The sequence below is a fragment of the Psychrobacter aquimaris genome (assembly GCF_016107525.1).
Lineage (GTDB): Bacteria > Pseudomonadota > Gammaproteobacteria > Pseudomonadales > Moraxellaceae > Psychrobacter > Psychrobacter aquimaris.
This window is the reverse complement of the sequence record NZ_JABASR010000007.1, coordinates 161,582-183,628: the sequence shown is the minus strand read 5'-3', so window position 1 is coordinate 183,628 and position 22,047 is coordinate 161,582. Positions and strand designations below refer to the sequence as shown.

The 22,047-nt window shown below is 43.0% G+C and carries 18 protein-coding genes; 12 read left to right on the top strand and 6 right to left on the bottom strand.

The annotated features are described in order from the left end of the window. Nucleotides 1-172: 172 nt before the first annotated feature. The 8 genes from acnD to JFC10_RS08260 all read left to right on the top strand — a co-directional run bounded on the left by acnD (nucleotide 173) and on the right by JFC10_RS08260 (nucleotide 10,041). Nucleotides 173-2,818: a Fe/S-dependent 2-methylisocitrate dehydratase AcnD gene (gene acnD, locus JFC10_RS08295; protein WP_198332467.1), complete on the top strand. Its 2,646-nt coding sequence runs from the start codon at nucleotides 173-175 to the stop codon at nucleotides 2,816-2,818. Between the two features lie 232 nt (nucleotides 2,819-3,050). Beyond that, nucleotides 3,051-3,377 carry a type II toxin-antitoxin system prevent-host-death family antitoxin gene (locus JFC10_RS08290; protein ID WP_198332451.1) on the top strand — a complete coding sequence of 109 codons (327 nt, stop codon included), beginning with the start codon at nucleotides 3,051-3,053 and terminating at the stop codon, nucleotides 3,375-3,377. 35 nt (nucleotides 3,378-3,412) lie between these two features. Further along, a complete protein-coding gene (locus JFC10_RS08285; protein ID WP_198332450.1) occupies nucleotides 3,413-3,673 on the top strand; it encodes a Txe/YoeB family addiction module toxin in 261 nt (86 codons plus the stop codon). A gap of 82 nt (nucleotides 3,674-3,755) precedes the next feature. Then, the gene (locus tag JFC10_RS08280) at nucleotides 3,756-4,484 is read left to right on the top strand and encodes an excalibur calcium-binding domain-containing protein (RefSeq protein WP_198332447.1); all 729 of its coding nucleotides are present in this window, start codon (nucleotides 3,756-3,758) and stop codon (nucleotides 4,482-4,484) included. 47 nt (nucleotides 4,485-4,531) lie between these two features. Continuing rightward, nucleotides 4,532-5,773, top strand: coding sequence for a 2-methylaconitate cis-trans isomerase PrpF (gene prpF, locus JFC10_RS08275; RefSeq protein WP_198332446.1), 1,242 nt, complete (start codon nucleotides 4,532-4,534; stop codon nucleotides 5,771-5,773). Nucleotides 5,774-5,838: 65 nt separating this feature from the next. Then, nucleotides 5,839-7,665 carry an ABC transporter ATP-binding protein gene (locus JFC10_RS08270; RefSeq protein ID WP_198332466.1) on the top strand — a complete coding sequence of 609 codons (1,827 nt, stop codon included), beginning with the start codon at nucleotides 5,839-5,841 and terminating at the stop codon, nucleotides 7,663-7,665. A gap of 71 nt (nucleotides 7,666-7,736) precedes the next feature. Beyond that, nucleotides 7,737-8,363, top strand: coding sequence for a GNAT family N-acetyltransferase (locus JFC10_RS08265; RefSeq protein ID WP_198332445.1), 627 nt, complete (start codon nucleotides 7,737-7,739; stop codon nucleotides 8,361-8,363). A 148-nt stretch (nucleotides 8,364-8,511) separates the two neighbouring features. Beyond that, entirely contained in the window at nucleotides 8,512-10,041 is a 1,530-nt protein-coding gene (locus tag JFC10_RS08260; RefSeq protein ID WP_198332444.1) for a bifunctional 2-methylcitrate dehydratase/aconitate hydratase, read from the top strand. Between the two features lie 133 nt (nucleotides 10,042-10,174). Here the strand turns inward: JFC10_RS08260 and JFC10_RS08255 are convergent, their stop codons facing one another. Beyond that, nucleotides 10,175-10,960: an SDR family oxidoreductase gene (locus tag JFC10_RS08255; RefSeq protein ID WP_198332443.1), complete on the bottom strand. Its 786-nt coding sequence runs from the start codon at nucleotides 10,958-10,960 to the stop codon at nucleotides 10,175-10,177. A 245-nt stretch (nucleotides 10,961-11,205) separates the two neighbouring features. Here JFC10_RS08255 and JFC10_RS08250 point away from each other — a divergent pair, with 245 nt between their 5' ends. Both JFC10_RS08250 and JFC10_RS08245 read left to right on the top strand, forming a co-directional pair. After that, nucleotides 11,206-12,582, top strand: coding sequence for a DUF2868 domain-containing protein (locus JFC10_RS08250; RefSeq protein WP_198332442.1), 1,377 nt, complete (start codon nucleotides 11,206-11,208; stop codon nucleotides 12,580-12,582). A 250-nt stretch (nucleotides 12,583-12,832) separates the two neighbouring features. Beyond that, nucleotides 12,833-14,311 (top strand): DUF3482 domain-containing protein, encoded by a 1,479-nt coding sequence (locus JFC10_RS08245; RefSeq protein ID WP_406947338.1) that lies wholly within the window; start codon nucleotides 12,833-12,835, stop codon nucleotides 14,309-14,311. Between the two features lie 27 nt (nucleotides 14,312-14,338). On the opposite strand, the gene JFC10_RS08240 is transcribed toward JFC10_RS08245, so the two are convergent. The 3 genes from JFC10_RS08240 to JFC10_RS08230 form a co-directional block, all read right to left on the bottom strand. Beyond that, nucleotides 14,339-15,373: an ArsA family ATPase gene (locus JFC10_RS08240; protein WP_198332440.1), complete on the bottom strand. Its 1,035-nt coding sequence runs from the start codon at nucleotides 15,371-15,373 to the stop codon at nucleotides 14,339-14,341. A 33-nt stretch (nucleotides 15,374-15,406) separates the two neighbouring features. Then, the gene (locus JFC10_RS08235; RefSeq protein WP_045454674.1) at nucleotides 15,407-15,700 is read right to left on the bottom strand and encodes a cory-CC-star protein; all 294 of its coding nucleotides are present in this window, start codon (nucleotides 15,698-15,700) and stop codon (nucleotides 15,407-15,409) included. 123 nt (nucleotides 15,701-15,823) lie between these two features. Continuing rightward, nucleotides 15,824-17,503 (bottom strand): carbon starvation CstA family protein, encoded by a 1,680-nt coding sequence (locus JFC10_RS08230; RefSeq protein ID WP_193011344.1) that lies wholly within the window; start codon nucleotides 17,501-17,503, stop codon nucleotides 15,824-15,826. A 296-nt stretch (nucleotides 17,504-17,799) separates the two neighbouring features. Here JFC10_RS08230 and JFC10_RS08225 point away from each other — a divergent pair, with 296 nt between their 5' ends. Beyond that, entirely contained in the window at nucleotides 17,800-18,468 is a 669-nt protein-coding gene (locus JFC10_RS08225) for a hypothetical protein (protein WP_198332439.1), read from the top strand. A gap of 102 nt (nucleotides 18,469-18,570) precedes the next feature. Next, complete coding sequence (locus tag JFC10_RS08220) at nucleotides 18,571-19,134, top strand: hypoxanthine-guanine phosphoribosyltransferase (RefSeq protein WP_193011342.1); 564 nt, start codon at nucleotides 18,571-18,573, stop codon at nucleotides 19,132-19,134. A gap of 80 nt (nucleotides 19,135-19,214) precedes the next feature. Here the strand turns inward: JFC10_RS08220 and JFC10_RS08215 are convergent, their stop codons facing one another. Continuing rightward, nucleotides 19,215-19,733, bottom strand: a complete 519-nt coding sequence (locus JFC10_RS08215) for a MepB family protein (RefSeq protein ID WP_198332438.1) — start codon at nucleotides 19,731-19,733, stop codon at nucleotides 19,215-19,217. A 34-nt stretch (nucleotides 19,734-19,767) separates the two neighbouring features. Then, nucleotides 19,768-21,975 carry an exodeoxyribonuclease V subunit alpha gene (gene recD, locus JFC10_RS08210; protein WP_198332465.1) on the bottom strand — a complete coding sequence of 736 codons (2,208 nt, stop codon included), beginning with the start codon at nucleotides 21,973-21,975 and terminating at the stop codon, nucleotides 19,768-19,770. Nucleotides 21,976-22,047: the final 72 nt, after the last annotated feature.

The following is a 22,047-nucleotide window of genomic DNA, read 5'->3' as shown; positions in this document are numbered from 1 at the left end:
TTTTATAGACCATGCCCTTTTAATTCTAATATCACTTCTTTAGCAAAGCCTACAAAAGCAAATGATGGTTTTGCTAAAGGAATGACTTTTTTACCTAATATTGACGCTTAATTATTCATTTAAATCAGCCAACCGCCAAAGGTGACTTATGGACAACGCCCTAGTACAACCAATGAACGAACAATTTAAAAAGCCGCTTCCAGGTACTGATCTTTATTATTTTGACACACGTGAGGCTGTCGAGAGTATCCAAGCGGGTGCTTATGACAAGCTCCCGTACTCATCAAAAGTATTGTGTGAAAACCTAGTACGCCGTTGCCCACCAGAAGAGTTAACCGATGCGCTAAAGCAGCATATCGAAGGCAAGCAAGATCTTGATTTTCCTTGGTACCCTGCCCGCGTGGTGTGTCACGATATCTTGGGTCAGACGGCTTTTGTTGATTTGGCTGGCTTGCGTGATGCCATTGCTGAACAAGGCGGTGATCCTTCTAAAGTAAACCCTATCGTGCCGACTCAGCTTATCGTTGATCATTCATTGGCGGTTGAGCACGCAGGCTTTGAAGAAGACGCATTTGAGAAAAACCGTGCTATCGAAGAACGCCGTAACGATGACCGTTTTCACTTTATCAACTGGTGTCAGTATGCTTTTGATAATGTCAATGTCGTGCCACCGGGTAACGGCATCATGCATCAGATCAACCTAGAAAAAATGTCGCCTGTCGTACAGGTCGTGCACAATAAAGCCGGTGAAGAAGTTGCATTTGCCGATACGTTAGTCGGTACTGATAGCCACACACCTATGGTCGATGCGCTAGGCGTTATCTCAATCGGGGTTGGCGGACTTGAGGCCGAAAGCGTCATGCTAGGCAACCCATCATACATGCGCCTACCTGATTATGTTGGTGTTAAATTAACAGGCAAATTGCAAAAAGGCATTACCGGCACGGATCTCGTGCTTGCGATGACTGAGTTTTTACGTGATGCAGGCGTGGTCTCTACCTATATTGAATTCTTTGGTGAAGGCGCACGTCAGTTAAGTGTCGGTGATCGTGCTTCTATCTCCAATATGACGCCTGAATATGGCGCCACTGCTGCGATGTTCTATATCGATGAGCAAACTATTGACTATCTACGTCTGACTGGTCGTTCTGAGGCTCAGATCAAATTGGTTGAGCAGTATGCTAAACAAACTGGATTATGGGCTGACGGTATGGAAAAAGCCGAATACGCACGTGTGCTGGAGTTTGATTTATCAGCAGTGGTACGTAATATGGCAGGCCCTTCGCGTCCACATGCACGTGTATCGACTACTGACTTGGTTGCCAAAGGTATTGCTCATGGTGCTGATGAAAAACTACCTGAACCCAAAGATGGTTTGATGCCAGATGGCGCAGTGATTATCGCAGCTATCACCAGCTGTACCAATACTTCGAACCCTCGTAACATGGTCGCCGCAGGCCTTGTCGCTCGTAACGCCAATGCCAAAGGATTACTACGTAAACCTTGGGTGAAGTCTTCACTCGCACCCGGCTCAAAGACCGTAAAAATGTACCTAGAAGAAGCAGGTTTGATGCCAGAATTGCAAGAAATCGGCTTTGACGTGGTTGGTTTTGCCTGTACGACGTGTAACGGCATGAGCGGCGCGCTCGATCCTGATATCGAAAAAGAAATCATTGATAACGATTTATTTACTACGGCTGTGCTGTCTGGTAACCGTAACTTTGATGGTCGTATCCATCCGTATGCCAAGCAAGCATTTTTGGCATCACCGCCGCTCGTTATCGCTTATGCCATCGCCGGTAACATTCGCTTTGATATTGAGAAAGACTCGTTGGGCAAAGACCAAGACGGCAATGATGTGTATCTAAAAGACATCTGGTTTGATGATGAAGAAGTTGATGCCATCGTTGCTGCTGCCGTGAAGCCTGAGCAGTTCAATGCTGTATATATTCCCATGTTTGACGAAGCCAAAAAAGACACGGGCAAAGCGTTAAGCCCATTGTACGACTGGCGTGAAATGACCACTTATATTCGCCGTCCGCCGTATTGGGAAGGCAAAATGGCAGCGATGAACAAACTAAAAGGTATGCGTCCGTTGGCAGTGCTTGGTGACAACATCACCACTGACCATATGTCACCATCAAACGCCATTTTAGGTGCATCGGCAGCTGGCGAGTATTTGGACACGATGGGCCTACCCGCTGAGGACTATAACTCATACGCGACCCATCGCGGTGACCATTTAACCGCGCAACGTGCCACCTTTGCCAATCCTAAACTATTGAACGAGATGGTACGTGACGGCATTGATAGTAGGAGCGGTGACGTTATCCAAGGTTCACTGGCGCGCGTCGAGCCAGAAGGTCAAGTCATGCGTATGTGGGAAGCAATCGAAACCTATATGAACCGTGAGCAGCCGCTTATTATCATCGCAGGTGATGGTTATGGTCAAGGTTCAAGTCGTGACTGGGCGGCCAAAGGTGTCCGTCTCGCTGGCGTGGAAGCCGTTGTCGCTGAAGACTTTGAACGTATTCATCGTCAAAATTTGGTAGGTATGGGCGCTCTACCTCTACAGTTCGAAGAAGGCACAACTCGCCATACATTAAATATCGATGGCACGGAGACCTTTGATGTAACGGGCGAAGTCTCTGCTGGCGGGTTAATGACGTTGGTGATTCATCGTACTGATGGTAGTACCACTGAGACGCCAATTATCTGCCGTTTAGATACTGCTGACGAAGTAAAAATGTACAACGCAGGCGGTATGCTACAGCGTTTTGCTAAAGAGTTTATCGAAGGTACACTCGATATCGTCTAAGGTTATCATGCAGGCCTTCAGTGTGATAAACCACAAAGCATAAAAATCGCCGCTGTTGTATAACTTGTTTATATGACATCGGCTTTTATTTTCTTTTGCGTTCTATACACTGAGTTTTGTTACTTATGCCTAAGTATTGGATAGTAGCTAAATATTGAGTTTACTTAACCAATAGCGTAATATGTACTATATATTGTACAAGTTATGCAGAATGTCATGAAAGGAGTAAGCCATGAGAGTCGTTAGTTTTTCAGAAGCCAGAAAGCACCTAAAGTCCGTCCTAGATACGGTAAATGATGATGCCAACGCCACTATCGTGACCCGCCGTGACGCTGATGATGCAGTTGTGATGTCACTTGATTATTACAATAGCCTGATGGAAACCGTCTATCTACTAAAATCTCCTGCCAATGCGGCGCACTTAGCGGACTCTATTGCCCAATATAAAGCTGGCAAGACTGTTCCGCGTGAGCTAATTGATACGGCAGATGACAGTGGTAAAAGTGATGGTAGCAGCGATGACAATAAGCATACGGATAGCGACATTGAAAATGCTTGAACTCAAAGGCTTTAATCAATCCAAAGGGTCTAACAATGAGTGAGCAATTAGCATGGACCGATGCAGCGTGGAAGGATTACCTGTACTGGCAGACACAAGACAAAAAAACACTTAAACGTATCAATAAGCTCATCACCGACTGCAAGCGCAGTCCGTTTGAAGGCATTGGTAAACCTGAACCCCTAAAAGAAAACCTATCTGGATTTTGGTCAAGACGTATCGATGACGCCAATCGGTTGGTATATGCCGTCGATGATAACTATCTGACTGTTATCTCTTGTCGCTATCATTATTAATTTTAAAAAATTATTCGTTGGGAGTCGTTTCATCCTCCCAACCTATCCAATGTTATATAAATTTCACATTTAAGGTTCAAGCATGAAGTACCTATTTCTAATAATACTCATGTTTTGCAGTTCATGCTTTGCTAAGGAAATGGACAGGGAAGCTACTTATTATAATTTTTCAAAAAAAGCGCTAAACAGCTTGGGCAGCGCAGTAGCCACTTGTGATTCTTACGCACTTCAAGACCCTGAAACCGACTGGCTATGCGGTAGTTATGGAGAAGATCAGACACGCTTTATCGTTGATTGGGAATCTTCTGTAAAATCCTTTGGACATCAGCTCACACCCTACTCTGACTGGTTTGTTTCCCGCGATGACGACGGCGCAATAGATTTTTATGGTAAAGCCTATTATTTCAACGAAACAAAAATTTTGGTTGCGTTTGACCCCTCGGAGACACGTAGAGAAATTTTTATAGGTGTAAGTCCTAATATCTTTTTATTGGCAGATGGCGCTGATTCCTATTTAAAGACAAAACCGAACATCCCAAAAATGACTTTGGCAGAAACTCCTTTATCTGGTAGTTACAGCTGTAAAGATTTCGATAGCCAAGTTGAGGCAATGCAATTTTTCAAGAAACATGGATTTAATGCAGATTATGACCCATACAATTTAGATGCCGATAATGATGGCATTCCTTGTGAAGTTTTTCAAAATCAAAGAAGTTATACAAACCAATGTACTGCAAGTGAAGCTTGGGTAAACGGTTATGTAAGAAAAAATGGTACTAGAGTGCGTAGTCATTGCAGAAAAAAACGCTAGTCAATTAATTTTATTTTAAAAAATACCATAAAAAAGGAACTTTGAAGATGACCCAACCAAACTCTGCTTTCGCCCCACAACTATCTGTCCCCGCTACTTATATGCGCGGCGGCACCTCAAAAGGCACTTTCTTTAAAATATCTGATTTACCTGAGCGTTGCCAAGTCGCTGGCGAGCCACGTGATAAGTTTTTGCTACGTGTCATCGGCAGCCCAGATCCTTACGGCAAGCAAATCGATGGTCTCGGCAATGGCAGCTCTAGCACGTCAAAGACGGTTATTTTGTCGGCCTCTGATAAATCAGATCATGACGTGAATTATCTGTTTGGACAAGTCAATATCGCCAAGCCAATGATTGATTGGGCAGGAAACTGTGGCAACTTAACCGCAGCCGTTGGTGCCTGTGCCATTAATATGGGGCTGGTTGATGCTGACAAGATTGCTGACAGCATCGATGACAATGCGGATAGCGGTATTTGTGAAGTACGCATTTGGCAAGAGAATATCGGTAAAACCATTATTGCCCATGTGCCAGTCTATAAAGACGTAAATGATAAAGTACACGTTCAAGAAACGGGCGACTTTGAATTAGACGGTGTGACCTTCCCAGCGGCTGAAGTCAAAATTGAGTTTATCGACCCTGTGGACGCTACTAGTGATATGTTCCCTACTGGCAACTTGGTCGATGACTTCGATGTATCTGGCTGCGGTCTAAATGCCGATAGCGTCAAAGCTACCTTTATTAGTGCAGGTATCCCAACCATCTTTATGAAAGCAGAAGATTTAGGCTTTGCTGGTACTGAGTTGCAAGGCGACATCAATAGCGACAATGAGTTACTCACCAAACTTGAGAAAATCCGTGCTAAAGGCGGTGTGGCGATGGGATTGTTTAAAGACGTGAGCGAGGCACAGACCAGTCAGCATATTCCTAAAGTTGCTTGGGTTGGCGCAGCACAGAGCTATACGGCCTCTAGTGGTAAGTCAGTTGATGCTAGTGATATCGATTTGGTCGTTCGTGCCATGAGTATGGGGCAACTGCATCACGCCATGATGGGCACAGCCGCCGTTGCGATAGCCGCTGCTGCAACCACACAAGGCACACTCGTCAATCAAGCGGCAGGCGCTGGTGAGCTGGCAGAGGTGCGTTTTGGTCATCCATCAGGTACATTGCTTGTCGGTGGTAAGACTGAGCTGGTCGATGGGCGCTGGCAAGCTAAAAAAGTGTCGATGAGCCGCTCAGCAAGGCGTATCATGGTCGGTGAAGTTTTTGTGCCAGCGGATGCGTTTTAAACGTAGTCATGGCTTATTTTAATTTTTGATAGAGTGTTATGCCAACATCTCCCCAGCCACGCCGTATGCAATTAGACAAAAAAACACCGCTCAAAAAAACGGAGCGGCGCGCATTGCTGTGGGATATCCTCAAAAAGCTTGCCATTTTTGCCGCGCCATATAAAGTTTTAATTATTGCCACTTTGATATTAACGGTGCTTGGCTCCTTTACCGCGCAAGTTAATGCCTTTGTGCTGCGCTATGCCGTTGATACCTTGACCGAAATCGCTACCCTCGCTGAGCCTTGGGAAGCTGGCGTGCGCATGCTGACCATTATCAGTGCGGTACTCTTAACCAAAGAGATCTTGTCGATATTCATCTCGTTTGGGCAACGCTTCTTCGGCGAAAAGATTCGTATCAATCTATCACGTGATTTATCGCAAAAAATCATTGAGCGCATCCTCACCTATCGGATGGCATTTTATACCAGTAGCGAAAACGACAGCGGCAAGTTGCAAACGCGTATCGATTATGGCGTCAGCAGCTTAACCAGTTTAGTGCAAAACTTCTTTATCGATATGCTACCGCTGTTTGCCAGTGCGATCGTCTCACTCATCATTATGTTTTCGACCAATTTTTGGATAGGCTTGGTCGGTCTTATTATCATTCCCATTTACTTTTTTATCAGTCAAAAACAAGCGCGGCGTCTACAAGGTTTTCGTCGACAGATGCGTGGCTATAGAGAAGCCAAAAGTGGTTTGGTGATATCACTGATTAATTCTATCAGCGTGGTGAAATCCTTTGTCCGTGAGTCGATAGAAGCAGAAAAGCATTTAACCATTCAAAAAGACATGACTGACAATCAGCTGCGTATTCGTAGTATTGGTTTTATTTATGATGCAATAAAAACCTTTATCGAACAAATAGGTGTGGTGGTTATCATTGTGCTAACGTCCTACTTTGTATTAAAAGGCCAGATGACCATCGGTATGATTTTATTCCATGTCATGCTGTTTCAAAATGTCGCCGCCCCTATTCGTCAATTGCATCGTATCTATGATCAAATCAACAATGCTCTGACTTATGCTGAAGGCTTTTTTGATATATTGGAAGATGACGAGCAAGTTGAAAATGTCGATGGCAGGAGCAGTAAAAATCTAAAAGGTCACATTGAGCTGAAAAACGTTGATTTTACTTATCCTAATGGCACGCAAGCGCTAAAAGATGTCAGTTTTACTATTAAACCCAATCGCATTACTGCGCTGGTGGGCTTAAGCGGCGCTGGCAAGAGTACCATTATTAATCTATTGGTCAAGTTTTACGCGCCAGATGCTGGCACAATATGTTTAGATGGGTATGATTTGGCCGACTGCGATACCCATGAATTGCGTCAAAATATTGGCTTGGTACTACAAAGCAATCATATTTTTTCAGGTACGATTAGCGAAAATATTCGTTATGGCGATATGAATGCCACTGATGAAGATATTATCGTCGCTGCTAAAAAAGCCTCGATTCATGAGCAAATTATTAATTTAGCAGAAGGCTATGAGAGTACAGCAAAGTCATTGTCTGGTGGTCAACAGCAACGTATCGCACTGGCACGGATGTTTTTAAAAGATCCGCCCATTGTGTTTTTGGATGAACCAACTGCTAGCCTCGATGCCATCGCCAGCCAACAAGTGAAGAAAAGTCTAGATCTCATCAAAAAAGACCGTACCGTGATTATGGTCTCGCATAATATTGCACAAATTATCGATGCCGATGACTTGGTTGTGATAGAAGATGGTCGCGTGGTTGAAACCGGTACGCATGAAGCGCTATATGAGAAACACGGCAAGTATTTTGAGATATTTAGCGCCATGTCTGACAGCTTGAATTTGGATAAAATCAGCCAGACTCTAAATGGTTAGGAATGGTTAATGTGTGCCTAAATCGTTATAATGCCAATCTTTTACCGCCTATTGCCAGAAGCTAGCCCACTATGACTTGTGAATTTTCGATAAAAACCTTTGATGAATTAACCTCAGTTGATCTGTACCATATTTTAAAAGCCCGATCGCAAGTGTTTGTGGTTGAGCAAAACTGCGCTTATCAAGATATGGATGAGGTAGACTTTGACTGCCTACATCTTATCGCGCATCAAAACGAGGCGTTGGTAGGCTACTGCCGTATCATTCCGCCTGAATTTAATAAATTAAAATCCAATCTATCAGTCGCCGATCCTACGATTAAGACCAATCATACTGCTATGCCTGCCATCGGTAGAGTGCTGGTATTATCAGAGCACAGAGGTGAGGGTATCGCACGGCAGATGATGATTCATGCCATTGCGCACTGCCGTAAAAAATACGGTAAGAAGCGCCCAATTATACTCTCTGCACAAGCCTATTTACTCAGCTTTTATGAATCTTTAGGATTTGTACCTGAAGGTGATCATTATCTTGAAGACAATATAGAGCATGTAAAAATGGTTCTATACGTTGCCAAGAAAAACAAAGTAAAAAAAGAGCGTGCTGATACTGCCTCCACGACGAACAAAGTATTAAGTTTTCTGCTGTTTATCATGGCGGCCTTATTTGTGTTAGGTCTGCTATATTTGATGATTTAAGCGCGCTGCTCGCAAGGTTTTAATTCTTAACATAATTCAATTTGGTTGTTTTATATTGAGTATGCTACTTTTAAATGATGGCTAATTTAAAAGCATTACCGAGATAATAGGTCAAGGAAGTAGCACACTCAAGGAAGAGGAGACAACCATGTCAAATGATAACTCAAATAAAAATGATGCAACGGTAGAAAGCAATGTTCGACCAGAATACGATATTGAGATTCAAAAGATTGCTGATTATGTGCTCAACTATTCTATAGATAACGACTCCGCCAATAGCACAGATGCTTGGAATACCGCACGCCTCTGCTTAATGGATACGCTTGGTTGCGGCCTGCTTGCGTTACGTTTCCCTGAGTGCACCAAGCATTTGGGACCAGATTGTGCCGATCAGCTAACACCCCATGGCGCGCGCGTTCCAGGCACATCCCATCGTTTAGATCCTATCAAAGCCGCCTTTGATATTGGCTGTATCGTGCGCTGGCTTGATTATAATGACACGTGGCTGGCTGCTGAATGGGGACATCCTTCGGACAATTTAGGCGGTATCCTAGCGGTCGCCGACTATATCAGCCAACAAAATATCAGTCGTAATCATCAGCCATTAACCATGCGTGAGGTGCTCGAGGCTATGATTATGGCGCATGAGATTCAGGGGGTCATTGCACTCGAAAACTCATTCAACCGTGTGGGTCTTGATCATGTGTTTTTAGTTAAATTGGCCTCTACTGCTGTGGTCGCCAAGCTCTATAAATTGCCACGTGAGCGTATCATGGCTGCCATCTCGCAGGCGATCGTCGATGGTCAAGCACTGCGCACCTATCGTCATGCACCCAATGCCGGTAGCCGTAAATCTTGGGCGGCAGGCGACGCTACCAGTCGCGCGGTACGCTTGGTTGATATTACCCGTCGCGGTGAAATGGGCATCCCTGGTGCACTCTCCGCACCGCAGTGGGGGTTTTATGACGTGTTGTTTAGCCATACCAATAAAGACTTAGCCCTTAAGCCTGAAAACGAGCGCCATTTTACTTTTCAGCGTGATTTTGGCAGTTATGTGATGGAAAATATCTTATTTAAGTTAAGCTTCCCTGCCGAGTTTCATGCACAGACCGCTTGCGAGGCTGCTGTTATTTTACATCCACGTATTGACGATAGAATCGACGATATTGAAAAAATTGTCCTGACCACCCATGAATCCGCGATTAGAATCATCTCTAAAGAAGGCACATTGGCCAACCCTGCTGATCGAGATCATTGTTTGCAATATATGGTCGCGGTGCCTTTGCTAACTGGGGATTTAATGGCAGAAAATTATGAAGACGATTATCATGCGCAGCACCATGTTTTGATCGATGGGCTACGCCGCAAGATGATCGTAGAAGAAGATGCGGGTTATTCAAAAGATTATCATGACCCAAGTAAGCGCTCGATTGCCAATGCCATTCAGATATTCTTTAAAGATGGTAGCAGTACCGACAAGGTTGCTGTCGAATACCCAATCGGACATAAACGTCGCCGCAAAGAAGGCTTGCCTATCTTAGAAGCCAAGTTTCGTGCCAGTTTGGCGACGCGATTTATCGACAGTCGCTGTCAGGATATTTTTGCCCTTTGTAGCGATCAAAAGCGCTTAGAACACACCGCAGTACATGAGTTTATGGACTTATTTATGGCGAACTAAGCATTTTCCTATCTAAGAATCACCCTTATATTATCAATAAAACAGGACCTGTCATTGTCATCATATTAACGACAACGACACGCCCTGTTTTTATCTATTGAATTGGCTTTATGAACCTTTTAATCGTTTAGCGCTACCAAGGTATGGATTCCCCTGCCCAGTCAACAAAGCTTCCTGATTGCGCAGCTGTCATACGGTTAAGTACTTCTAATAAGCATTCTGCACTATAGGCTGGCGAAAATAACTGACCTTCAGCCACATTGCCTTGGAAAGGTGCGGATAGTTGCGTATTCACCGTCCCTGGCTGCATGACAACCACGCACACGTCTTTAAGCGAGCGATTCCATTCAATGCTCAGATTTTTCATGCCCATATTGAGTGCCGCTTTACTCATACGATAGCTATACCAGCCGCCCAATTGATTGTCACTGATACTACCAACGCGCGCGGAAATCGTCGCAAAAACTGCGGGCTTGTCATTACTACGCGCAGATTTGGCTAATAGGGGTCTAAAATGTTTGGCTATAAGCAAGCTAGCTAAGGCATTCACTTGCATATTCTGTAAAAAGAACTCAGTATCAACCTGACGCAGTGCTTTTTCTGGCTGCTGCGTCGCCGTATGCAACAATCCTGCACAATTGATAATCCAATCAATATGAGGGGTTTGCTGCTGAATGACCTTGGCTGCTTGCTGGATACTTTGTTCGTCACAGATGTTCATGGATATCCAATGCAGATTGTCTGCCTCAAAATCAGGTATGTTTCGATGATAAGTGGCAAAAACATGGATATCTTGTTTTTCACCATTATCGGTCTTCTTATTGTCATTGTCACTGGCAGTGTTATCTACTAATTGCTTGATCATCGCTCTACCAATGCCGCCTGTACCACCAACGATTAGATACGCTCTGTTATTCATAACGATTCCTTTTTTGGATTCTTTTTTAACAGCGTTTTTTACCCTTGTCATTATCATTCTGTGCATTATTTATTTTGGCTGATTTTTATTGTCTTTACCATGATAAAAATGCTTAATCAATGTCCGTTTGCTAACATTTGGCTAGTATCCTCTCAAAATAATAGACGTCATCAGTATTATATATACGCTACAATAATCAAAAATCATCTCCTACATAAACGCTTTTATATGGATGTTATTGCATTATGCTATCACCCCAAGATCAATTGACTGAGTTGGTACGCACGCTTGAGACTCAGCAACATGTCTTTGCCACTGACCCGCTACTTATCACGGAAAAGCTACAAGGTGAGGATGGCAAGCCCATTCAAAAATTGCACCGCCGAGCCTCACGTATCGATAGTAACGGTGAGCTGGCACGAGTATTGGGCAAAATTGACGGTCGTATTAAAGGCCTCATGGTAGTCATGAGCGTGCTGTGGTGTCTATCGGGATTTTTGGGCTTATTTACCTTACTACAGACCAATGTGGTAAATTTCTTTTACGTACTTGTCTGCCTACTAGGGTTTCATACCATTATGCTGTTGGGCTGGCTGGTGATGACCGTGATTAATCAAGGCAAGCAATCCTCGAATTGGTTTGCCAACTTTGTCAGTCCCAGTTATCTCATACGTGGTAAGGATGATGTCACCAAGGCGGCTGTTGATCTGTATGAGCGCCAATTACAGCATAGCGGGATGCGCTGGTATTTGGGGCGATTTAGTCATCAGTTATGGCTGGCAACGTTGACGGGTATGCTGCTGGCGATTATCTTTTTGTTGATTGTCCGTCAGTATAGTTTTAGCTGGGAGTCAACTTTACTATCCGATCAGGCACTGATTACTTTGACACAGTTACTTGGCTGGCTACCAAGTATGGTGGGATTTGATGTGCCGGATAGTACCGCTATTGTACAGAGCCGCTTGGTGACTGATGCGATGCCATTGGCTGTCGCACGGCAATGGGCAGGCTTATTGGTTGGTAGCTTGCTGATGTACGGTATTGTACCAAGAGCGATTGCTTGGGCGTTTTGCGCATTGATGTTTCGTCGCAAAAAAATGCGTTTAGACATCAAACAGCCCTATTATCAAAAGATTTTGAATTTTTGGCAGCGTCAGGTGGTAGATGCTGATGACTTTAATAATGAAGCGTCCGTCCCTATTGCCCCAAAAGCCCAAGTCAGCGCTGGCAAGAAACTGGTGGCTTTGCTTGAGTATCCATCAGAGCAGAATCACTGGTGGCAGTCGGGGCTTAATGCAGATATCAACATGGATAGCGATATTGAAAATTTTGGCATTATTGATGACCGCGATGATATGGCACGCCTCAAAAAATATTTAGATGATCATCCGGTGCAAGTTTTGTTGGGTATTCATAGCAAAGCGCTCCCTGACCGCGGTACGCTACGTAAACTTGATCAAATCGCTAGCCATGCAAAAGACGGACTTATTGTGCAGCTGCTGAGTGATTCAAGCGCTTTAGAGTTAACCAAGCAGGTTGCAAACCATCAAGATGTTCGTTATCAGCAGTGGCAAACCGCCTTGTCTGCCCGAAAAATTGGCTTAGTGAATATGGACTCTTAATATCGATACTAAAGCTGAATTTCCGTAGATTTTTTTACAATAGATCACCACTGTATGTTTTGGCCATTAATAAATATAAGACGCTATTATGAATAATGATAATAAAAAAGAGAATTATGAGCACAATAAGCCTGCTGGTCTCTTTGCAGACAAGGCTTATGAGCCAACTCCTGACAACTCAAATCCGCCTGTAACTCAGGACAATCGACCTTTACCAACTGAGCCATCAACAGCAGCCGTAACGACAAATATGACAAAGAAAACCATCGCCAGTGGTGAAGCACTCAAATTGGCCGTCGTTGGCCATACCAATACTGGTAAGACATCCATACTGCGCACATTACTACGTGATGTGTATTTTGGTGAAGTCAAAAATGAAGCGGCGACCACGCGCCACGTTGAGCAAGCAAGGTTGACAGACAGTCAAACTGGCGAGGTGCTAGTGGCGTTATACGACACACCTGGTTTAGAGGATGCCTCAGGACTCATGGATTGGCTGGAGGACAATACCGCCAGTCGACGTGATGGTATTGAGCGCTTGCAGCAATTTTTGGCCGCTGATATTGCTCAAAGTATAGATAGTAGCAGAGTTTCAGACAGCTACGACTACAGCCAAGAAGCCAAAGTAATTCGGCAGCTGCTGGCAAGTGATATGGCTATCTATGTGGTAGATGCTCGTGAGCCAGTATTGGGTAAATATAAAGACGAGCTGGCTATTTTGTCTTGGGCAGCCATTCCTGTCATGCCTGTTTTTAACTTTACCGACAGTCAGAATGCCAATATTGATGATTGGCAGACCATGCTGGCAAGACGCAATTTACATATTTCCACACGCTTTGATTCCGTTGCTTTTGAATTTGAAGATGAAATGCGCTTATGGCAGAATTTAGCCACCATGCTTACCCACTCTGAGATGCTTGAGAAATTAATGGCACGGCGCACTGAAGACTGGGCGCAACTGTATGACGAGGCCAATATCATTATTGCTGATTTTTTAATCAATGTTGCCGCTTTTGTTCGTGAGATTAGTGAAGATGACGACCCAATGCCAGTCTTAGAACAAATGCAAGAAGCCGTGAGACAAAGTGAACGGGCGATGCAGTACAATCTTCTTAACCTGTATAAATTTTATGATAACGCAGTTGCAGCAACCCCACTTGAATTACAAGCATATCAGCAAGATCCATTCGATCCTGAGCTGCTCAAGAGCTATGGTATTCGTACGACGTCTGGTGCAGCAGCTGGTGCGCTTCTAGGATTGGGTATTGATGCAGCAGCGCTTGGCACGACATTGGGCTTGGGTGCAGCGATAGGTGGTATTGCAGGCGGGTTACTATCTAATACCAGTAATATTGCAGATAGGCTCACTGGGGTAAAACGCTTGTATATCGATCCTGCGACGTTGACATTGCTAGCAACGCGAGCGATCGACTTACTCACTGCCCTACGCCATCGCGGCCATGCTGCTACTCAACTATTATATAAAGGCGAGAAAAACAGCCTTGATGCATCGTCAAATAATGGCAGTTACAATAATAATGCCGATGAAGATAGCAATTCTATTACTGTATGGCCTGCGAATAAATTACCCAGTGAGCTAAAAAAAGCCCGTGGTAAACCGCAATGGTCATCGCTTAGCAGTGGTAAGTCTGAACAGGCGCAGTTACTGCGTGCGGATATGGCATGGTCGCTGTCGGGCAAATTACAGTCCTACAAGCGTGAGTCTTAATTATTCACTATGCTATGGATAATACTGTTACTGACTTACTGTACTTAATAACCTACTTAATGCATCTGTTCCGCGTACGTCTGTTTGCTGCAGATAAATTGGATACAAGGGGTACTTAGAAAAATTCTTTTCGATATCCTGCATTAATTGCTGCTGGCGCTCAGCACGACGACGCCAAAACTCATCTGACTGCGTCGTTGATATCAATTGATTGATGACTATTGCTGCTGGCGTGAGCTTACTGTCTTCTAGCTGTTCGATAGCTCGTTTGGTCTCAGCCAACGGCAATACATCGGCAGTCATAACCAACACAATCGCCGTTTGTGTACGATCATGCAGCAGCAACCCTGCTTGGCGAAACAACTGCTTGCGCTTTTCTAAAACGGATACTGCTTGTTCCCAGCGATCAGATTTTTTTGTCGCAAATGGATTTGCCACATCGTTTTGATGGTTCTTTGTTTGATTGCCTTTTTGATTATGACTATCCAAATGCGTCGCTACCGAGCGCAATTTAGCCTGTCTACGCTGCTGAGCAAGTAGTCCATCTGTCCATGCACCCATCATCTCTGGCAATACCAATAAACGCAATGTATGCCCAGTTGGCGCGGTATCAAAAATTATATGCTCATAGCCAGCATCTGCTGCCGCAACCAAGTGCTGACACATGGATTCAAGCATGGCGGCTTCTTGTGCGCCAGGCGCTGATTTTGATAGCCGTAGATGCTCGCGAATTTTTGGCATCATATCTGGATTGGCATAGGAGGTAATCGTACGCTCAACTTGAGCAAAGTGCTCGTCAACGATTACATCAGGGTTTAGTTCGATGGCATCTAAATAAGGTGATATTGCTGTTTTTGCGTTATTAAGCTTTGTATTTAATACATCGCCCAAGCTGTGTGCTGGGTCGGTTGAGACAATCAAAGTCTTTTTGCCTTGATTGGCGTAATAGCTGGCAAGTGCAGCGGCAGTGGTGGTTTTCCCCACACCACCCTTTCCACCGATAAATATAATAGGCTGCGGCGCCAGTTGCTCTACCAAGCCATGTAAAGGGTGTAATGCCATACTTGTATCTCATTTTAATTAATTAAAAGGAAGTTAGCAGCAACCGACATGGTCGAATGGACATCTATCCATGCCCATACGTGTATGCCATTCGTGAAAATTTTCTAAAAATAATGGCTGTAATTCTAGCGTATAAAAGCTGGCAGGATTGTCGATACCTAAGCTTTCCGCAAACATGAGTAACATAAAAAAATCTTCTTCATCACGTGCGGCGCGTGCCATCGTTTGACGATAAGGCGCATGATAAAACTCATTTAGACCAGCGGCAAACCGTTGCCACCATGGCTCAATGTTTTTTATAGGTTTTGTTATATCCGTGTTTTCCATAATCATTCTTCTTTTTTGGATGCTTATTATCTATCATGCCTATATGAGACAAAAAACGCCAGCAATTGCTGCTAGCGTTTTTATCGTATTTCAGTAAGTATCTAACTATTTATTCGCTATGGCTTAGAGTTTGCTTTTGCCCTTATGTATTGACCATTCTTTACGGAGTACCGATAGACTCTCAAATGTCACTAAAATCGTGGCTATCAAGATAATGATATCCATAATGATAAGCAGCCAATTGCCATCATTGAAAAAGGTTTTTAGCTGAATCAATAACGCAAAAACAGTCATGACCAGTAAGAACGACAATGGCCCTAAGGTATACCACACTGGTTTGCCTTTACGTAACAAGATGACAGTTACAATCATCAAGGTTAATGCTGCCATTAGCTGATTTGTGGTGCCAAATAGCGGCCAAATAATCATACCGCCCGCGCCGTCGATACCACCAGCACCAAACGCTAATAACAGACAGCTGCCAACAGCAAGCAATGTTGCCACCACACTCTTATTCAGTACAGGCAGTTTATAAATCTCACCAAACTCTTGGAAGATATAGCGTTGCAGACGTACCCCAGTATCCATCGTAGTACCAGCGAACAATGCTGCCATTACCGTCAGCATCGTCTGTGATAAAACGATATCAATGCCGACGCCAGCATTCAATATGGTCGCACCACCATCAATGAAGGCACCAATAGAGCCATCGCCAAATTTTTGATAAACTGCTTGCCAGTCGCCAAGGGTTGCAAAGCCTGCCGTTGCGGCAAGTATCGCGCCAAGTGCCAGCATACCTTCACCCATGGCACCGAAGTAACCAACGAATCGTACATCTTCTTCTTTATCAATCTGCTTAGACGTCGTACCCGTCGCCACCAACCCATGAAATCCTGAAATTGCACCACAAGCAATGGTCACAAACAATAAAGGCAGCATAGAGGGTGTGCCAACTGGCAATGCTGTGTTTATTGCTGGCGCGACAATATTCGGCGTAGCAATAAAGATAGCAGCGTATAATAAAATCAGACCGACAAATAACTGTAAGCCATTGATATAATCGCGCGGTTGCAATAGCATCCAGACCGGTAACAAAGAAGCGATTGCCGCATAGGCAAATAAAATAATGATCCAAACGGCATTATCAGGCAACCCTAAGACTGTCTCAGGTAATACGATAGGGAACATAGGACCAAGATAAATAAGCCCATATAAAGCGGTGACCCCAATGATTGATACCCACACCAGATTCATCTTATAGCGATAAATACACTGACCGATGATAAAGGCGACTATCAAAGCACCCCAAACGGGCAGTACAGCAGACGGGGTTTTTATCATCATATTAGCAATAGCAACGCCGAATACTGCATTCACCATTAGTAATAATAAAAATATCACGATCATCATCAAGCTACGTACACGTGTACCCATAACGGTACCAGCAATCGAGCCAATCGACTGACCTCGATTACGCATACTTGCCCAAATGGCAGACATGTCGTGGACACCCGCCATAAAAATAGTGCCCAATACCACCCAAATGATAGCAGGCACCCAGCCCCAAATCACCGCAATGGCAGGGCCAATAATCGGAGCCGCTCCTGCGACTGAAGTAAAGTGATGTCCCCATAACACATATTTATTGGTGGGGATATAATCTACCCCATCTTTCATGGTATGCGCTGGCGTGGGGATACTGTTATCCAATGCCAAGATTTTAGTGGCGATAAATTTTGAGTAAAACAGATAACCGCAAAGCATAGCGGCAACAGCAAACACTAGCACGATTGCACTATTCATCTTATCTCTCCTTAGACAAGTAATAGATAGCCTTATAAGTTCAAGCTTTTTAATTTAGAATATAAAAAATATGTTAAATTAGTCGGCGACTAGTGACTTAGCACACCTGTCCAAAGGCCATTTATAGAAGTACTGTAGTATCATCATCTATTAATAAGGCTTTGCATTTTATAGTTAGCACACGTCACTAGTCAGCATATGGTGAGTCTTTGACTGCAACCCATTTAGATACTAACTGATTTAACGACGAATGTAACGCTAGTTAAACATGAAAAACAACAAATAAAGGAAGCACCATGGCGCATTATTTTGGGTTTGTACCTTCAGAAAAATTAAAAAAGCTAATCATTGACGCTGAGCAAGTGATTTCCTCAAATGAGGAGGTAGAATACTACCCATATCGTGATGCCCTGACGCATCAAACAGCACGTGATCTAATCGATAATCTGCTGATTGGATTAGTGGATATTATCCCAAACCCTGAACGTCAAGCCTCTATGCGCAAAATCGTTAGCACAGTTGAAAAAGCAACAGACACTCTACTTAATATCCTACTCGGTAAAGAGAATAACGAAGAAGTGATGCCAAGCTTTCATTTCTTGAGAGATCGGGCAACTTTTATTGATAATGAAGGTGTAAAACGAGTGGGTTTTAAATTATCTGATGCAGATGCGCAAACCATCGAAAAAGGCTTTGCTGCGATCACACCTGAGCAGGTAGATATGAAAGCATTTAAAAAAGCACTCGAGACCATGAATGAAGAGACATTAACGCATTTTATCAGCCGCTATGCTGAAACGCTAAAACTTGGCATGATTAAACGTAAGTCTGTCCCAGTTGCCAAAGCAGCTATTGATAAAGGCATGAGTATGGCCTTAAATAAGTTGCTACCTGACCTACCTGATCGCTCTTTAAATCGTTTGGCAAACTATTACCGCCCTTTCATCGTAGAAAAGCCGGAATAAATGCCAGTATTTGATTAATTTTGCCTCAAAAGACAGATGGTATTGGGCAAATTCACTAAAATTTGCTAAAATAAGCGGCACTTTTTACCGAAGGCGCACCCGATGACCCAAATCAGCAACCAAGAAATTGAAAAAACATTACGCAACTCAGAGTGCCTTATCAGCAGTATCGAAGTAGCTGCTGCTTATGAGCGCCTTGCCGCCCAACTCAACCTACATTATGCTGGTTTAAATCCAATCGTTATGGTTGTTATGAACGGTGGACTTATTCCAGCTGGTCAACTATTGACTCATTTGACGTTCTACCATCGCATGCATTATATTCATGCATCACGCTATCGTGATAACGAAGGAACCAATGAGCTTGATTGGAAATTCAAGCCTGATGTTAGCATCGAGGGCGAGCACGTCTTGTTAATTGACGATATTTTTGATGAAGGCATCACGCTAAAAGCCGTTGTTGAAGAATTGAGTAAAGAAAAACCTTTATCGCTTGAATCTTGTGTTCTGCTTAATAAAGAACATGATCGTAAAGTTGAAGGTTTTGATGTTGATTTTGTTGGTATCAATGTTGCAGACCGTTATGTCTACGGCTGTGGTATGGATTTCCATGGTTACTTACGTCATCTACCTGGCATCTATGCCATCAAAGAAGATAAAATTTAAATTCTTTGATTTAATTTAAAAAAAGCATCCAAATCGGATGCTTTTTTATTGCTCGGATTTTACGCTTACTGTTAATTTTTCTACTCATATAATGCCCGTATTTTTGCTATAGGTAGTATGCCTGTATCAGCAACCATGAAAAAATAATCGAGCTGCCAACTTTGAGTCTTTAAAGCGGTATGACTGGTTGGCTTATCCCAGCTAGGATACACCCTTATACCCATTTTACCTTTTGTAAAATGAGACTGAAGAATATTATGTCTAAGTAAGACATTTTTTGGAAAAACAAATTGCCCAAATGTATGGCTATCTTTAAATGTAGTGACTACCAATAAGTCTGGCGAGGAATCATATTGGAAAGGTTGATTAATACCTTTGGAACCCTTTTCCCAAAAAGTAACGAACTGCCCTATTTTTGTGGATGTTTGCTTGGCAACTCTAAATCTAACCGTTTTAACAGCCAGTTTATTCATTAGTTCAAATGTACCAGCAGCATATTCTAGATTTTGTTGTTCCTCTTCCATTGAGGCTATAGTTAGTTCGTTAGGCCTATAAATGACTTCATTAATACGCTCTAGCACTTTATAAAATTTATGCAATTTTAGCCCTCTTTTTATGTTTCTGAATATTCATCTATTCAAGTTCAGAAAACTGCAATGCTAAACCCGTATGTCGTTCAGTCGGTGTTTGGACGGCCTGTTCAAAAGCGTGTTTTGTACTGTATATAGTCACTTGTTTTTTGGCACGAGTCACCGCTGTATAAATAAGCTCTTTGCTAAGCAACCTTGCATGACTATTATCAAACGTAATCGCAATATGATCAAACTCAGAGCCCTGCGACTTATGGATAGTCATCGCATATGCTGTGGCAATCACCTCTTCGTTTAGTAGATTGACCGCAATTCCCTGCTCTTTATTCTCAAAAAACACTTCTAATCGGTTTCTTTCATCTCCTGTTTGTAGGCAAAAACCGATGTCACCATTAAATAAGCCTAGCTCATAATTATTTTGTAAAACCATGACAGGTCGACCATGGAACCATGTGTTTTGACCTAGTGGTAGCTTCAGCTCACTAAGATGCCATTGAGTGAGATAATTATTAATATAGTGGTCACCCCACTCACCATTATGGCCAGCACATAGAATTCTGAACTCGTTAAATGTCTCCATTAATGGTGTAATTGTATTTTTTATTGATTCTGGTATGGATTTTTCTATCGTATCATTTGATAGGTTTTTAATCTTTTTTAGATATTTTTGGTAATTTGAGGAAATTTTTGATAATAATATTTTATTACTTAGGCTATTTTTTACTTTATTATCTATAAGTGCGTTTGTTTGCAGTGTATTTACATGTTGAAAACTCAACGCTTCATCCTGCCTTAACAGCTGCCAAATGTCTTGGGTATCTGTCTCTAACTTATTAATTTGATAAGCAAGCTTACCGATACCTGAATCTGCGCTAAATCGGCGACTCTCAGTCAGCTCCGCATGAATGGGTTGTAGAAATGGTATACGGCATAAATCCGCCAATACTGCCCCTGCATCGACTGCTGCCAACTGGTTAGCATCTCCTAACAATATAAGTCTTGCCCCTGGTTTTACCGCACTCACCAGGTAATTGGCCAACTCAACCCCTAGCATTGAGGCTTCATCAACGATGATAATATCTTCGCCAAGTGGATTATCGGCATTGTAACGAGGTCTGCCCGTCCGCCCAATACCTAACAAACGGTGGATGGTTTTGGCTTCTTGCAGCTGTAGATCGATACCCACTGCATCCAAAGCCGCTTGCAAAGACTCTTGCATGCGTTGTGCTGCCTTACCAGTCGGTGCTGCTAATGCTAGACTCGCACTATCCGTACTAAATCTAATATTTTCAGAATTATCACCCCTACTCTCTGTCGCTTGTTGTAGGGCGATAACTAACTGAGCAACGGTGTATGTTTTACCTGTCCCTGGACCACCGGTAATGATACTAAACGCGTTGTTATTAGCGACATTAATCGCCTTTACTTGATTTTCGTGAAGACTTTCAGGTATTGCTATTTGTAAAGGACTTACTTTTTGATTCAAAATATTGTTGATATTTTTTGCTAAATTAAATTCGGCCTGCCATGTACGATGTAGCCAGAAAGTAATAGAGTTTGTCGAATTTTGATTGTTAGTTACTTTGTAAACAATAGGTTGATTATTTTTGCTTAGGCTATTTTCTTTACTGTTACTACTAATGTCAGTACCAACCTCAGCGAACAAATTATGTTCACTAATTAAACGCATGAAAGAAGTGACATCAGTATTTTTCAATAGCTGAAATAACGTAGCAATCGTATCAAAACGCTTGGTTAGCATATCCTTTTCATGATTGCTCAGCGCCAACTGCGTCCATAGCTGATCCCGCTTATTAAATAACGTGTTTAGCAATAAAAATAGCGACGTTTCAGCGGTAGACTCATCTTCTGGTTGCGTATTTTTTTTGGTATCTATGAGCGCAAATATTGGCATTGCTAGCATCTCTAATAACTGTTGCTGCCAAGCGTATAGCGTAGTTACCTCATCATTGATTTGACCTTGCAATGGTACTTCATGCTCAGAGGCCTCAATGATCAATACGGTATGCCCCTCTTCCAAATGAGTCGCTAACATCATGAACAATGCGTTAAATAAATGACCGTCTGCTGTCTTGTCGACCTGTTTGCTCTCATTACTCGTCTTTGCATCCGTCGCGTCGTACGCTATACGCGTTTGCTCACGGCGTAGCAAAATATAATCACTGATATTACTAGCCCAGCTTTCTTGTAAGCCCATTGCTGCACTGCTTTTATTATTATTGCTCATGATATACTTATCTCTATTTTGATCTGGTTGATCTTTCTAGAATCTTTGATTAATGATATTCGTTATGTAGGCTTG

Bases quoted from the DNA above. Each gene is read 5' to 3' on its own strand.
- acnD (WP_198332467.1), top strand. From the start codon at position 173: ATGAACGAACAATTTAAAAAGCCGCTTCCAGGTACTGATCTTTATTAT.
- JFC10_RS08290 (WP_198332451.1), top strand. From the start codon at position 3,051: ATGAGAGTCGTTAGTTTTTCAGAAGCCAGAAAGCACCTAAAGTCCGTC.
- JFC10_RS08285 (WP_198332450.1), top strand. From the start codon at position 3,413: ATGAGTGAGCAATTAGCATGGACCGATGCAGCGTGGAAGGATTACCTG.
- JFC10_RS08280 (WP_198332447.1), top strand. From the start codon at position 3,756: ATGAAGTACCTATTTCTAATAATACTCATGTTTTGCAGTTCATGCTTT.
- prpF (WP_198332446.1), top strand. From the start codon at position 4,532: ATGACCCAACCAAACTCTGCTTTCGCCCCACAACTATCTGTCCCCGCT.
- JFC10_RS08270 (WP_198332466.1), top strand. From the start codon at position 5,839: ATGCAATTAGACAAAAAAACACCGCTCAAAAAAACGGAGCGGCGCGCA.
- JFC10_RS08265 (WP_198332445.1), top strand. From the start codon at position 7,737: ATGACTTGTGAATTTTCGATAAAAACCTTTGATGAATTAACCTCAGTT.
- JFC10_RS08260 (WP_198332444.1), top strand. From the start codon at position 8,512: ATGTCAAATGATAACTCAAATAAAAATGATGCAACGGTAGAAAGCAAT.
- JFC10_RS08255 (WP_198332443.1), bottom strand. From the start codon at position 10,960: ATGAATAACAGAGCGTATCTAATCGTTGGTGGTACAGGCGGCATTGGT.
- JFC10_RS08250 (WP_198332442.1), top strand. From the start codon at position 11,206: ATGCTATCACCCCAAGATCAATTGACTGAGTTGGTACGCACGCTTGAG.
- JFC10_RS08245 (WP_406947338.1), top strand. From the start codon at position 12,833: ATGACAAAGAAAACCATCGCCAGTGGTGAAGCACTCAAATTGGCCGTC.
- JFC10_RS08240 (WP_198332440.1), bottom strand. From the start codon at position 15,373: ATGGCATTACACCCTTTACATGGCTTGGTAGAGCAACTGGCGCCGCAG.
- JFC10_RS08235 (WP_045454674.1), bottom strand. From the start codon at position 15,700: ATGGAAAACACGGATATAACAAAACCTATAAAAAACATTGAGCCATGG.
- JFC10_RS08230 (WP_193011344.1), bottom strand. From the start codon at position 17,503: ATGAATAGTGCAATCGTGCTAGTGTTTGCTGTTGCCGCTATGCTTTGC.
- JFC10_RS08225 (WP_198332439.1), top strand. From the start codon at position 17,800: ATGGCGCATTATTTTGGGTTTGTACCTTCAGAAAAATTAAAAAAGCTA.
- JFC10_RS08220 (WP_193011342.1), top strand. From the start codon at position 18,571: ATGACCCAAATCAGCAACCAAGAAATTGAAAAAACATTACGCAACTCA.